The organism is Streptomyces sp. NPDC001851, from assembly GCF_040297165.1.
In the GTDB taxonomy this organism is placed as follows: Bacteria; Actinomycetota; Actinomycetes; order Streptomycetales; family Streptomycetaceae; genus Streptomyces.
The window spans coordinates 34,259-47,734 of the sequence record NZ_JBEOYR010000039.1 but is presented as its reverse complement, the minus strand read 5'-3'; the positions used below and the strand labels follow the sequence as shown (position 1 = coordinate 47,734).

The following is a 13,476-nucleotide window of genomic DNA, read 5'->3' as shown; positions in this document are numbered from 1 at the left end:
CATGACAACGCGCCGCACCGGACTGAGCCCGAAACGGGACCACCGGCCACTAGGCGGGATCTCCGGGGACGGACTCAGCTGGGTGTGCGCTGGCGTCAGTGTGTCGTGCTTTGGATGCCGAGGACGTCGTCGTAGAGGTGCTCGCCGTGGGCCCATCGTTTCAATTCCGGGCGGCCCATGAGGATGAGCTGGTGATGCTGGGCGAAGTCGATCGCCGGCTGCGTGAAGCCGTTGAGCGCGATCATGATCGGGAGGTCGGCTCCGTGGTGCGGGCGGGCTGTCCCGTTGAACTTCTGCACGTGGCCTGACCCGACTGGGCTCTGATACTGCTTGCACTGCACGATCAGGAGGCGGTCTTCATCATCGCGGGCAGTGATGTCCACGCCTAGGTCACCGGCGCCTCCGACCCGCTTGGGACGCCGGAATCCGTCACGGGCCAGGAGATCAGTGCACGCCTGCTCGAAACCCGTCGCGCTCATCGACGAAAGCTGCGTCATCTTGAAGGTCAGCGCCTCCGCTTCGATCGCATCGCCAGAGGGAGCCGCGAACGTGTCGTCCACGTCGGCGTAGGTGTTGGCGCCGAACAGGAATGACAGGATTCTGCCGAGCAGGAGCAGCATGGGCAGTCCGCCGACCACGAAGAGCCCGGTCCACCACGGGTGATCGGCTATCAGCCCCCACAAATCTACGGTGATCCACTGGCCGACATCCTCGGTGAGCCACTCCCAGAGCATCTTGCCGACGGCCAGCGCGATGACCGCATACAGCAGGAACTTCAGCAGCGGGTCGAGCGACCCGTCCTCATCGAACACCACACCTCCAGACGTCTTGGGCAGCGATCACGCTCTTTGCCAGTCATGCCGCACGCCTGAATCGGCTCGGGCGGGAGCGCGCGGACAATCCGAGGAGCTCGTGCAGAGCGGCACCGTCCTCGGCCCAGCGCCGTAGCTTTTCCCGGTCGATCCAGTGGACGCCGTGCCGGTCGCCCCACGCCATGGCATCGCGGGTGAAGGCCCCGTTGGTGACGACGACAGCGTGATCGGCTTTGTGGACCGGCCCGGCCGTCCCCTTCACCGCGTACATCACAGCTGAGCCCACCTTCCCGCCGACGCGGGTGTGCTTGGCCTGCACCACGATCCGGCCGCGCTGCGGATGGTCACCGATGACGTCGGCGGCCTGGTCGCCGCCGCCACCCACTCTGCGGGCCGGCCAGCCGTCGCGGACCAGCAGATCCCGCAGGGCGTACTCGAAGCGACGGTCGTCCATGGTGTCGAACTCCGCGAGCGTGATCCGCAGAGTGGCCAGCCGCTCCTTCTCCCGACGCCGCATCGTGGTCGCCTGCCTGATCCGCCACGCCGCGACGGCTCCCGTGAGCAGGGCGAGAGCCAGCAGGGCAGGCCAGGCCGCCTTCAGTGTGCCGACCGCCGTGGCCGCCGTCCGCGCCACCAGGACGAGTACAGCCAGGGCGACCACAGCCGCTGCGACCATTTCCGCGGCTCCGCGAGGGCGCCGCAGACGTATCCGTCCCATCAGCGGTCGGCCGTCGCACTGGCCGCCGGCTTCGGATCCGTCGGCGGTGTCGTGGCGGTGGACCCACTGAACCCGAACACCTGCCCCCACAGCCACACGCCGGCCAGTAAGCCGGCAATTATCCAACCGCTCATGCGCTTGGCGCTCCTGGGCTTCGGATTGCGACGGATGTGTCCGCGTACCCGGTGGAACCCGTCCGGCACCTTCGCCATGCTTCCCCCTCCCGTCGGTGGGCCGCGGAGCGCGGCTCATCCCAACAAAAGGGTGTAGCAGTGGGCACTGACAGCAGCTGATGGGTCATCACGGCGCTACGCCCCGATCGAGTCGCTATCAGGCCAGGAGGGCCCACACCCTCAGGCCCATGCACGGGGCAGCGCGCCTGAGACAGCTCAGCTGGGCGAAAGCCCTTCCCAGCTCCCAAGCGATTCACCATGGCCCTTTCCGCCAGCCCTCACGCGGCGCGTGACCGTCCGTCTCTCACCTGCGGAAACAGCCCCGGTCACGCCAAGCGGAGCTCTGCCGACGAATGGCGAAAAGCAGCGGAAGCGCACTCACAGCCATAGTGCGCCGGCGCCGCCCCTTCAAACCGTGGTTCTGCGCATGACCCGGGGGCGTCACAGGGTCGGGAGGCACTGGTAGGCACTGATCAACCCGCCGCCGCGACGCCTCGGTCAACCGAGCCCCCGCAGGACGAATTCTCAACGCGGTGGCGTCGCGGTCCTGCGAGGACAGCGCCACGGTTGTAGGGCCGGGCCGAAGAAACGGCCGCTGGCCTCCGCCAGCGCCGGATCCAGTCTTGGTGCAGCCCGGTCAGGACAGTCTTCTGGCGGCCCGTCGACGCCTCTCGAAGCAGTGCCGAGGCCGTCATCGTCGTACAAGCGCAACATGCGAGCAGCGCTCATCACCACGAACCTTCGAACCAAGATCAGGACCATACCCGGACCAGCCGTCCGCAGCTTGTGGCGATCAGCTGATTTCGCTGGTCAGACCGGATCTGAGCCGTGTACCACCAACAGACGAAGAATCTGCTGGGACGAACGCGCACCACGCGCAGTGCAGCACCTTGTCCGCGCCCGCAGAGCCGAGTGGCGAAGCCGGGTCGGTCTCTCCGTCCGGTCACCTACCACGCAACGGCCCTGAGCCGATCGGCCCCAAGATGTCCGAGTTCAACGGAGCGTAGTCAGCACCAAGTCAGCACGGGAGGGGTGAGCACGGGTGATGACGTGGGCTTTTAGTCAGCACCAAACCAGCACGGGAGTCAGCACCGCACCGTCAAATCACCCCGAACTGTGCGTCCCGGACAGCACTCGTTTCGACCACCTTCGAGCCCCTGAACCGCCCTTCCGTGAGCCGGCATGGTGGCCGCACGCATAGCCAATACTCGAACTATGTTGCCCCACCACATGGGCCCCTGACCTGCATCTTCCTACCGTGTGCCGACACGTACCCGTCCCCACCGCACACGAGGAAGTGGCGCACATGGCCTCTGGAACCACCGCTCCCCCACCCCCCTCCAGCCTCCCCAGAATCGTCGCCGCCAGCCTCATCGGCACCACCATCGAGTGGTACGACTTCTTCCTCTACGGCTCGGCCGCCGCGCTGGTGTTCAACAAGGTGTTCTTTCCGGACTCCGACCCGCTCGTCGGAACGCTGCTGTCGTTCCTGACGTATGCCGTCGGGTTCGCGGCCCGCCCGTTGGGGGCGCTCGTGTTCGGGCACTACGGCGACCGGCTGGGGCGCAAGAAGCTGCTGGTGCTGAGCCTGGTGATGATGGGCGGGGCGACGTTCGCCATCGGGCTGTTGCCCACGCATGCCACGGTCGGATCCGCCGCGCCCGTACTCCTCACCGTGCTGCGGCTCGTTCAGGGGTTCGCGCTCGGCGGTGAGTGGGGCGGTGCCGTTCTGCTGGTGTCGGAGCACGGGGATGCGCGGCGGCGCGGCTTCTGGGCCTCGTGGCCGCAGACCGGCGCGCCGGCGGGGCAGTTGCTCGCGACCGGTGTGCTCTCGCTGCTGACCGCCGTGCTCCCCGACGACGCCTTCGGGACATGGGGCTGGCGGATCCCGTTCCTGCTCTCCGGTCTGCTCGTGGTCATCGGTCTGTGGATTCGACTGTCCGTCGACGAATCGCCCGTGTTCAAGGAGGCGTTGGCAAGGGCTGAGTCCCGGCGCGCGGGCGGCCCTGAGAAGCCGCCGCTCGTCTCCGTGGTGCGGCATCACTGGCGGGACATACTGGTGGCGATGGGTGCACGCATGGCCGAGAACATCAGCTACTACGTCATCACCGCCTTCGTCCTGGTCTACGCCACCACCTCGGCCGGCGTCTCCAGGCAGACCGCGCTCAACGCCGTGCTCATCGGCTCCGCCGTGCACTTCGCCGTCATCCCGGCCTGGGGCGCGCTGTCCGACCGGATCGGCCGCCGGCCGGTGTATCTGTTCGGCGCGGCCGGAGTGGGGCTGTGGATGTTTCCGTTCTTCTCGCTCACCGACAGCGGTTCGTTCGGGTATCTGGTCCTGGCCGTGACCGTCGGGCTCGTCCTGCACGGCGCCATGTACGCGCCCCAGGCCGCCTTCTTCGCCGAGATGTTCGCCACCCGGACGCGGTACTCGGGCGCGTCCATCGGCGCCCAGTTCGCCTCCGTGGCGGCGGGCGCGCCGGCCCCGCTCATCGCCACCGCACTGCTCGACGACTACGGCAGCCCCACCCCGATCGCCCTGTACGTGATCGCCGCCGCAGTGCTGACCCTGGTCGCCGTCGGCGTGGCCCGGGAGACACGGCATCGGGACCTGGCCGGTGTCGGGGCCGAGGGCGGCGAGTCCGCCGGTGCCGGTCCCGCCGCCGAGGCGCGGACGGTCTGACCGGGGATTCCCCCCCCGTACGGAAGGGCCGTACGGGGGTCAGGGTCTGCGCGGAGTCGCCAACCGGTGTAGTCTCAGAGCCAGTTGGATCTCCAGGGCACGGGCCGGGGTCTGCCAGTCCCCCAGCAGCCGGCCCACCCGCTCCAGCCGCTGGGCGACCGTGTTCACATGGACGTGCAAGGCGTCCTTGGTACGGGCCGGGCTCATCCCGCAGGCGAAGTACGCGTCCAGGGTGCGCAGCAGGTCCGTACCGCGGCGCTCGTCGTAGGACACGACCGGGCCGATGGTGCGGTCGACGAAGCCGGCGACGTCCCGGTCGCCTGCGAGGAGCAGCCCGAGGAATCCGAAGTCCTCGGCCGCCGCACCGTCCCCGGCGCGGCCCAGCAGGTGCAGCGCCTCCAGGCAGCGACGGCTTTCGGCGTAGGCGGCGGCGACGGTCTCGGGGTGGGCGGTGAGGTCGGTGACCGGGGCCGAGGCGCCGACCGTGACGGGTTGGTGGACCGCCGTGCCCAGCTGGCGGGCCGTGCGGCGGGCCAGCTTTGTGGCGGTGTCACCGGCGGTGAGCGGCAGCAGCAGAACGGTGCCGCCGTCGCGTGCGGCGGCCAGGCCCTGCCGGGTCGCGGCGAGGTGGGAGGCGGCCGACCACATACGGCGGCGGGCCGCGGCCTCCTCGTCGGCGTCGGCCGCCGGGCCGTCGAGGCGGGCGGCGAGCACGACATGGGTGGTGTCCAGGTCGGCGTGCAGCCGGGCGGCGCGTTCGCGCAGCAGGCGCGGATCCCGGTCGCGCGCGTCCAGCAGGTCGTCCAGCAGTTCACCGCGCACGCGCTGTTCGGCCTCGGCCGCCGAGCGGCGGGCGAGCAGGAGCAGCGAGGTGACCATCGCCGCGCGCTCTAGGGTGCGCTGGTCGACGGGGTCGAGGCCGGGGTGCCCGCGCAGGACCAGGGCGCCGAGGAGTTCGCCGCCGGCGGCGACGGCGGCGATCCAGTCGCTGCCGTGTCGTACGGCGTGTCCCTCGGCGCGGGCTGCCTCCAGTTCCTCCGCCGGTGCCGCGTCGGCCTCGGTGAACTCGACGGTGCCGTCGATGACTTGGGAGACGGCGGCGGCCACGTCGTGCACCCCGCCGCCGTGCAGGACGAGTTCGGCGAGCCGGTCGTGCACGTCGGAGGCGCGCTCGATGACGGCGCTGCGATCCCGGATGATCTCGTTGGCGCGCTCCAGGCCGGCCAGGGCCGCGCGGGTCTCGGTGAGCAGATGGGCGGTGTCGATCGCGGCTGCGGCGAGCGCGGCGAAGGAGCCGAGCAGGGCGATCTGAGCGCGTTCGAAGAAGCGTTCCCTGCGGTCGGCGGCGAAGAGGACGCCGATGACGTGCGGGCCGAGCATGAGGGGGACGCCGAGGATGGCGACCAGGCCCTCGTCACGGACGCCGGCGTCGATGGTGAGGGTGTGCTGGAAGCGGGCGTCCTTGAAGTAGTCGTCCGTGACGTACGGCCGGGTGGTCTGGGCGACCAGTCCGCCGAGCCCCTCGCCCATGCCGAGGCGCAGTTGCTGGAAGCGGGCGGAGACGGAGCCCTCCGTGACCCGCATGTAGGTGTCGCCGCGCTCCGGGTCGTTCAGGGTGAGGTAGGCGACGTCCGTACCGAGCAGGGAGCGGGCGCGCTGCACGATGGCCTGCAGGACGGCGTCGAGGTCGCGCAGGCCCGCGAGGTCGTGGGCGGTCTCGAAGAGCGCGGACAGCTCCGCCTCGCGCCGTCGGCGTCCCTCCAGTTCGGCCCGCACGCGCAGGGCGAGCCGCTTGGTCTGTTCCAGCGCGGCGATCCGGTCGGCCGGTCTGCCCTCGGCACGGGCGAGCAGCACCGGCTGCTCGTACGCCTCCGGGGAGGCGTCGCGGGCCAGCAGCTCAAGGTACGCGGCCTCGGCGCTGCCGCTGGGTGCCGACTGAACGTGATCGCGGGACATGGTCACAGGATTCCGTATCCGCCGCCCGGCCCGTCAGGCCTGTGGAAAACTCCCCGGCGGGGCGTCACCGGGCCGCTCGGTGCTCCGTCCCATCAGTGGGCCGTGCATTCAGTGGGCCGTCCAGCCGCCGTCGAGCACCAGCGAGGTGCCGGTGACGAAGGACGCCTGCGGGCTGCACAGGTAGGCCACCGCCTCGGCGACCTCCTCCGGTTCGATGAGCCGCTGGACCGCACTGTCCTTCAGCAGGATCTCGGACAGCACCCGCTCCTCGGGAATGCCGTGCGCCTGCGCCTGGTCGGCGATCTGCTTCTCCACCAGGGGCGTGCGCACATAGGCCGGGTTCACACAGTTCGAGGTCACCCCATGGGCGGCGCCTTCCAGGGCGGCCGTCTTCGACAGGCCCTCAAGACCGTGTTTGGCGGCCACATAGGCGGACTTGAAAGCGGAGGCGCGCAGCCCATGGACGGAGGACACATTGACGATCCGGCCCCAGCCCTGTGCGTACATGTGCGGCAGGGCACCGCGGATGAGGCGGAACGGCGCCTCCAGCATCACGGTCAGCACGGTGTGGAAGACGTCGGGCGGGAACTCCTCAAGCGGGCGGACCAGTTGCAGCCCGGCGTTGTTGACCAGCACATCGGTGCCGGCGGCGGCGCGTTCGGCGGCGTCGAGGTCGGTGAGGTCCACGAGGTGCGGTACGACGGTGCCCGCGAGATCGCCGGTGCGGTCCGTCTGCTGGGCCAGCTCGGCCAGACCGGTCTCGTCCCGGTCGACGGCGCGCACCTGCGCACCGGCGGCGGCGAGCCGCAGGGCGCAGGCGCGGCCGATGCCGCTGGCGGCACCGGTGACGAGGGCGGTGCGGCCGCCGAGGTCGAGGGCGAGGGGCTGCGGGCGAAGGCCGGGCGGTCGACTGGGCGAGGTCATGGAGCGACCCTAAGCGGGACCCACCCGTCACCACATATGGTGGCCACCCATACTTCAGCCGACAGTCGTAGGGGCAAACCATGTGGGTGCCTCGCACATGGCCTGCTTGATCCGAAAGCGGCCGAACTCCTGGAGATCCGGCAGCGCGTCGACCTCGAACCAGCCCACTTCCAGTGACTCGTCGTCGTTGACCCGGGCCTCGCCGCCCACGGCACGGCAGCGGATGGTGATGTCCATGTACTGGCAGTGGTCACCGTTGGGGTAGGTGACCGGGTCCAGGGCCTGGACGAGGACCACCCGCTCGGCCACGCAGTGCACCGCCGTCTCCTCGAAGACCTCTCGCACGGCGCAGGCCGCGGGCTGCTCCCCCGGCTCCGGGATGCCGCCGATCACCGACCACCTGCGGGTGTCGGACCGCCGGCCCAGGAGCACCCTGCCCTCGTCGTCGAAGACGATCGCGGTGATCCCGGGAAGCCAGAGCAACTGCCGGCCGGCGGAGGCCCGGAGCGTGCGGATGAAGTCAGGAATAGCCATGGGCCCGACCCTAACCGGCCGGAGGCGCGCTTCCCTGGCGGTCCAGGGAGCGTACGCACCCTTTCGCAGGACGGTCACCGGTCGTACGTCCACACGTCGCCGGCACGTGCCGTCGTAGGGCTACACGCCACCCGCGCGCCGACGGCGCAGTCCGGACCCGATCGTCCAGCCGATCCCGCCCGCCGCGACCAGCACCAGGGCGATCTCCGGAAGGATGCCGAGCTGGGTCGCCGGGGTCCTCGACGTGCGCAGCGGCACCTTCTGCACGAGATAGCCGGGCACGAACATGCCGGTCTTCTGGGTGATCCTGCCGTCCGGCATGATGACGGCGCTCACGCCGCTGGTCACCGGCACGGTCACCGTGCGGCTGTGCTCGACGGCACGGATCCGGGACATGGCGAGCTGCTGGTAGGTCATCTCGCTGCGGTCGAAGGTCGCGTTGTTGCTCGGCACGGAGATCATCTCCGCGCCGTGCGTCACGGTGTCCCGCACGGCCCAGTCGAACGCGGCCTCGTAGCAGGTGGCTAGGCCCACCTTGGCGCCGTCGATGTCGAACACGCCCGGCGCGCTGCCCCGGCTGAAGTCCTTCCGGACCATGCTGGTCCAGTTCTTGTTGATCGCGCCGACGAGCCCGCGCAGCGGGAGGTACTCGCCGAACGGCTGGATCTGCCGCTTGTCGTAGGTCTGCGTCGGCCCCTTGACCGGGTCCCACAGGATCTGCTCGTTGAGCTGTCTGCCGTCCTTCTCGACCACGCCGCCGACCGAGATGGGCACACCGACCGCCTTGGCCGCGCCCTCGATGACGGCGGCCGCGTCGGGATTGGTGTAGGGGTCGATGTCGGAGGAGTTCTCCGGCCACAGCACGTAGTCGGGCTTCGGCGCCTTCCCCGCCTTGATGTCGGCGGCGAGCCTGAGCGTCTCGCGTACGTGGTAGTCCAGGACGGCCCGCCGCTGGGCGCTGAACTCCAGCCCCGAGCGCGGCACGTTGCCCTGGATGACCGCGACGGTCCTGGTGCCGTCCTCGGCCTTGTCGCTCACCAGCGGCCGGGCGGCGACCGCGCCCGCCACCGGAACGGCCACGCTCAGCAGCGCGGCGGCAGCGGTCCCGCGCCGCACGGCATGCGTCCGGCGCCGCTCGGCGATCAGCCGGCCGGCCTCGTACAGGCCGAATCCGCACAGCACGACCGCGAAGCCGAGCACGGGCGTGCCCCCCACCGCGGCGAGCGGCAGGAAGACGCCGTCCGCCTGCCCGAACGCGATCTTGCCCCAGGGGAAGCCCCGGAAGGGCGCACGCGCGCGTACCGCCTCGCCGGCGATCCAGACGGCGGCGGCCCACACCGGCCAGGCGGGCAGCCTGGAGACGGCGGCGACACCGACGCCGACCGACGCGATGAAGGCCGCCTCGATGGCGACGAGGGCCAGCCAGGGACCGGGACCGACCTCCACGCCGGTCCACACCAGCAGCGGCAGCAGGAAGCCGAGGCCGAAGAGGTAGCCGAGGCCGAGGGCCGCCTTCCAGCCGCGGCCACGCAGCACCCAGCCGAAGCCGGCGAAGGCGGGCAGCGCCAGCCACCACAGGGGGCGCGGCGGGAAGCTGACGTAGAGCAGCACTCCGCAGAGCGCGGAGACGACGGCCGGGACCAGGCGCAGCAGCCGGCCGCCGCGTACGCCGGAGGCGGAGGGCGACTGGAGTTGGTCCTGCTGGTCCACGGAAGTTGCGGTGACGGTCACCCGGGTGAGTGTACGGCGGGGGGTGTGCCGCCGACAGCGTGGTCCGGGGGCGGGGACCGGAGCGGAAAGAACCCGTTCCGTCGCATCTCGTCCCCAAACCGGTCATCAGCCGCTACGGTGTGCCCAGCCTCGGCAGTGCGGCCGGCTTCGGCGCCGTGCCCGCCGTGGCCGGAGACAGGGTCGGGGACAGGGGCGAGGGGCGGCAGTGGGGGCGACGGAGACGAGGCCCGTGGCCGGGGTGGACGCGGACGCGGCCGACGACAGACGAAACGTTTCTGACGGCACGGGCATGATCTTGCTCGGCGCCTGTGCCGCATGGTCGCTGGTCGCCGCGGCGGCCCACGACGGACGGCCCGAGGGCGTCCTGCTCGCGGTGCTCGCCGTGACCGCCGGTCACGCCGCCGGCCGGGTCTCCGGGGCACTGCTGCCGGTGGCCGCGCCCTGCGCCGGCGCGGTGGCCGGACTCGCGCTGGCCGTGGCCCTGCCCGGGCTCTCCGCCGGTCCCCGGTACGCCGCCCCGCTCGGACACGCCGGCGCCACCGCCGCCCTGCTGGCACTGGCCACCGGAGCCGGGTGCTGTGCCGCCTGGTCGGCATCCGTACCGTGGCTGCGGCTGCTGCTGCGGGTGCTGGCCGCCGGGATCGTGCCGGCCGGTGCGGTGCTGGGGTCGACGGCCGGTTGCGCGGCGAGTGCGGCCGTACTGCTGTGTTCGCTCGCCGCGGGCCCGGTGTCGCGCCGTGGGGGGTGGCTGCTGGGTCTGGCCGTGGCGTCGGCGCTGGTGGCCGGGGCGACCTGGGCGCTCGCCTCGGACGTGCTGCCCGGTGGCCTCGCCGGGGCGGTCGAGGGCCGGCTGACCGGGCACCGGGCGGCCCTGTGGCAGGAGACCCTGCGACTGGCGGGCCGGAATCCGGTGCTGGGAGTCGGTCCGGGACGGCTCGGTGGGCTGGGCGGCACGGCGCCGCAGACGCCGTTCGCCGACGGCAGACCTCACTCCGCCCTGCTGCAGCTGGCGGCGGAGCAGGGCCTCATCGGGGTCTTCCTGGTCGCCGCCGCGTTCTGCTGGGTGCTGCACGCGCTGTGGCGCTCTCCCCGCTCCACCCCGGTCGCCGTCACCGCCGGTGCCGCACTGACGGCGCTGGCCGTGTGCGCCACGGTGAGCAACGCGCTGAGCTTCACCACGGTGACCGTGGGCGCGGGGCTGCTGGCCGGCTGGGCGACGGCGTGGCCGTGGCCGCGCCCCAGCGCGGAACCGCGGCTCTGAGCGCTGTCATCCCTCAGCGGGTCGGCCCCGGGCCGGGGGTCCGCAGCCGGGCCCTGATGACCCGCACCGCCGACTCCGCGTTGTCCACGGTGATGGTGAAGGTGTGGCCGTCCCACAGGCGCAGCACGACGCCCTCGCCCCGGCGTACGACGACGGCGGTGCCCTTCTCGGGCCGCCACCGGTAGCCCCAGCCGCCCCAGTGCCTGGGCGTGACGAGGGCGGTGAAGTCGGCACCGGCCACGTGCGAGAGCGGGATGCGGCGACGCGGCAGCCCCATGTGGCCGCAGCGGACCTCCACGGACTCCTTGTCGAGTTTGAGGTCGACGTGCACGAAGGCGAGCGTGCCGAAGAGGACCAGCAGTCCGGCGGCGATGCAGCCCACGACGGACATCGCCAGCGGGGCGACGCCGGCCGTCCATGCCGAGTCCACCGCCAGCTCGATACCGAGCGCCATGCAGGCCGCACCGACCAGCGCCAGCAGCCACTGGACCCGGTTGGTGGCGCGCCCGGTCCAGATCTCCGGGTTCGGGCTGTCGTCGGCGTGGACGTGGTCCCTCATGTTTATGAGGTTACTCAGGTTTCGCTGCGCGGGTAGGACGTGGCGGAGCGTGACTGACCCGAGTGGGCCAGGGCGGTCCGGGCCTGGGCCGCGGTCGCGCGGCCGGTCAGCGGACGGGGCTGACCGCCTGCAGGAAACGGCCTTCCTCGTAGGCCAGTGCCGTGTCCGGGAGCATGGCCTCGCGACCGCTGAGCAGCACCGTGAGGCTGGTGTCGGCGAGGGCGGCCGCGGCCGGTTCCGCCCCGATCCGGCGCAGGGCCTGTGCGGCCACCGCCCCGGCGGAGCCGTGCAGTATGAGCGGCGGGCGGCCGGGCCGCTGGACTGCGGCCCGGATGCGCTCGCCGACCAGCTCGTAGTTGGTGCAGCCGAGAACGACGGTGGTCACGTCCTCGGGGGTGCGCGCGGCGGCCGAGGCGATGGCGGCCTCGATCGCGGCCTCGTCCGCGTGGTGCACCGCGTCCGCGAGGCCGGGGCAGGCCACCTCGGTGACGGCCACCCCGGTGGCGAACCGCTCGATCAGGTTGCGCTGATAGGCGCTGCCCGTGGTGGCGGGGGTGGCCCAGATCGCGACATGGCCGCCGCCCGCCGCGGCCGGCTTGATCGCCGGCACGGTGCCGATGATCGGCAGCTCCGGTTCGAAACGGGCCCGCATCTGCGGCAGCGAGTGCACGGAGGCGGTGTTGCAGGCGACGATCAGGACGTCGGGCTCATGGACGGCGGCGGCCCCGGCCACGGCGAGGGCCCGCTGCGTGATGTCCTCCGGAGTGCGTGGTCCCCAGGGCATCCCGTCCGGGTCCCAGGAGAGCACGAGATCCGCGTCGGGCCGCAGCCGCCGTACCGCGGCGGCGGCGGGAAGCAGGCCGATTCCGGAGTCCATGAGCGCGATCTTCACCCGGCCACGATAGACGATCGGCCCTTGCGGCCCTGTCCGGTGGGGCAGACTGCGGGGGTGAGCGCCCTGTCGTGGATCACCGTCGTGTCGCTGGCCGCCTGGTGCTGGCTGCTGCTGGGCCAGGGCTTCTTCTGGCGTACGGACGTACGGCTGCCGCCGCGCCGGGAACCGGAGGCGTGGCCGTCGGTCTGTGTGGTCGTACCCGCCCGCGACGAGGCCGCCGTACTGCCCGAGAGCCTGCCGTCGCTGCTGGCGCAGGAGTACCCGGGCCGGGCCGAGGTCTTCCTGGTGGACGACGGGAGCACCGACGGCACCGGGGAGCTGGCGCGCGAGCTGTCCCGGCGGCACGGCGGGCTGCCGCTGACCGTGGGTTCGCCGGGCGAACCGCCGACGGGCTGGACGGGCAAGCTGTGGGCGGTGCGGCACGGCATCGGCCTGGCACGCGCGCGTGACCCCGAGTATCTGCTGCTGACCGACGCGGACATCGCGCACGCGCCGGACAGCCTGCGCACGCTGGTGGCGGCGGCCCGTGCCGGGGGCTTCGACGTCGTGTCGCAGATGGCGCGGCTGCGGGTGGAGAGCGTGTGGGAGCGGCTGGTGGTCCCGGCGTTCGTGTACTTCTTCGCGCAGCTGTATCCGTTCCGGTGGATCGGCCGGAGGGGCTCGCGTACGGCCGCGGCGGCGGGCGGGTGTGTCCTGCTGCGCACCGGGACGGCGGAGAAGGCGCGCATCCCGGACGCCATCCGGCAGGCCGTCATCGACGACGTGGCGCTCGCTCGCGCGGTGAAGGGGGCCGGCGGGCACGTCTGGCTGGGGCTGGCCGACCGGGTGGACAGTGTGCGGCCGTATCCGCGGCTGCACGACCTGTGGCGGATGGTCTCGCGCAGCGCCTACGCCCAGTTGCGCCACAACCCGCTGCTGCTGCTCGGTACGGTCGCCGGGCTCGCGCTGGTCTACCTGGTGCCGCCCGCCGCGGTGGCCGTGGGGGCGGCGGCCGGCGCTACGGCGACGGCCGTCACCGGTGCCGTGGCGTGGGCGGTGATGGCGGGGACGTACCTGCCCATGCTCCGCTACTACCGGCAGCCGCTGTGGCTCGCGCCGCTGCTGCCGTTCACCGCGCTGCTGTACCTGCTGATGACGGTCGACTCGGCCGTGCAGCACTACCGGGGGCGCGGGGCCGCCTGGAAGGGCCGCACGTACGCGCGCCCCGACGCCGTGCCCGACGAGGGCTGA

General features: G+C 71.9%; 12 protein-coding genes. 3 read left to right on the top strand and 9 right to left on the bottom strand.

Annotation, left to right across the window (positions count from 1 at the left end; all coding sequences use genetic code 11):
• Positions 1-95: 95 nt before the first annotated feature.
• Genes ABT171_RS37955 through ABT171_RS37945 form a run of 3 tightly spaced genes read right to left on the bottom strand, consistent with a single transcriptional unit; the run spans position 96 to position 1,742 of the window.
• The gene (locus tag ABT171_RS37955; protein ID WP_351250982.1) at positions 96-812 is read right to left on the bottom strand and encodes a restriction endonuclease; all 717 of its coding nucleotides are present in this window, start codon (positions 810-812) and stop codon (positions 96-98) included.
• A gap of 43 nt (positions 813-855) precedes the next feature.
• On the bottom strand, positions 856-1,530 hold the full coding sequence (locus ABT171_RS37950) for a restriction endonuclease (RefSeq protein ID WP_351250980.1): 675 nt from the start codon (positions 1,528-1,530) through the stop codon (positions 856-858).
• Entirely contained in the window at positions 1,530-1,742 is a 213-nt protein-coding gene (locus ABT171_RS37945; RefSeq protein ID WP_351250978.1) for a hypothetical protein, read from the bottom strand. The genes ABT171_RS37950 and ABT171_RS37945 overlap by 1 nt, the downstream gene beginning before the upstream one ends.
• A 1,267-nt stretch (positions 1,743-3,009) precedes the next feature.
• Here ABT171_RS37945 and ABT171_RS37940 point away from each other — a divergent pair.
• Positions 3,010-4,386 carry an MFS transporter gene (locus tag ABT171_RS37940; protein WP_351250977.1) on the top strand — a complete coding sequence of 459 codons (1,377 nt, stop codon included), beginning with the start codon at positions 3,010-3,012 and terminating at the stop codon, positions 4,384-4,386.
• A 39-nt stretch (positions 4,387-4,425) separates the two neighbouring features.
• On the opposite strand, the gene ABT171_RS37935 is transcribed toward ABT171_RS37940, so the two are convergent.
• From ABT171_RS37935 to lnt, 4 genes are all read right to left on the bottom strand, one after another.
• Entirely contained in the window at positions 4,426-6,342 is a 1,917-nt protein-coding gene (locus ABT171_RS37935) for a helix-turn-helix domain-containing protein (protein WP_351250976.1), read from the bottom strand.
• Between the two features lie 108 nt (positions 6,343-6,450).
• The gene (locus ABT171_RS37930; RefSeq protein WP_351250975.1) at positions 6,451-7,266 is read right to left on the bottom strand and encodes a 3-hydroxybutyrate dehydrogenase; all 816 of its coding nucleotides are present in this window, start codon (positions 7,264-7,266) and stop codon (positions 6,451-6,453) included.
• 54 nt (positions 7,267-7,320) lie between these two features.
• On the bottom strand, positions 7,321-7,800 hold the full coding sequence (locus ABT171_RS37925) for an NUDIX hydrolase (RefSeq protein WP_351250974.1): 480 nt from the start codon (positions 7,798-7,800) through the stop codon (positions 7,321-7,323).
• Between the two features lie 120 nt (positions 7,801-7,920).
• The gene (gene lnt, locus ABT171_RS37920; RefSeq protein ID WP_351250973.1) at positions 7,921-9,531 is read right to left on the bottom strand and encodes an apolipoprotein N-acyltransferase; all 1,611 of its coding nucleotides are present in this window, start codon (positions 9,529-9,531) and stop codon (positions 7,921-7,923) included.
• 289 nt (positions 9,532-9,820) lie between these two features.
• Here lnt and ABT171_RS37915 point away from each other — a divergent pair, with 289 nt between their 5' ends.
• Positions 9,821-10,792 carry an O-antigen ligase family protein gene (locus tag ABT171_RS37915; protein ID WP_351250972.1) on the top strand — a complete coding sequence of 324 codons (972 nt, stop codon included), beginning with the start codon at positions 9,821-9,823 and terminating at the stop codon, positions 10,790-10,792.
• Positions 10,793-10,805: 13 nt separating this feature from the next.
• On the opposite strand, the gene ABT171_RS37910 is transcribed toward ABT171_RS37915, so the two are convergent.
• Both ABT171_RS37910 and ABT171_RS37905 read right to left on the bottom strand, forming a co-directional pair.
• Complete coding sequence (locus tag ABT171_RS37910; RefSeq protein WP_351250971.1) at positions 10,806-11,351, bottom strand: hypothetical protein; 546 nt, start codon at positions 11,349-11,351, stop codon at positions 10,806-10,808.
• A gap of 106 nt (positions 11,352-11,457) precedes the next feature.
• Positions 11,458-12,243, bottom strand: coding sequence for a glutamate racemase (locus ABT171_RS37905; RefSeq protein WP_351250970.1), 786 nt, complete (start codon positions 12,241-12,243; stop codon positions 11,458-11,460).
• A 39-nt stretch (positions 12,244-12,282) separates the two neighbouring features.
• On the opposite strand from ABT171_RS37905, the gene ABT171_RS37900 reads away from it, so the two are divergent.
• Complete coding sequence (locus tag ABT171_RS37900) at positions 12,283-13,476, top strand: glycosyltransferase (RefSeq protein ID WP_503078497.1); 1,194 nt, start codon at positions 12,283-12,285, stop codon at positions 13,474-13,476.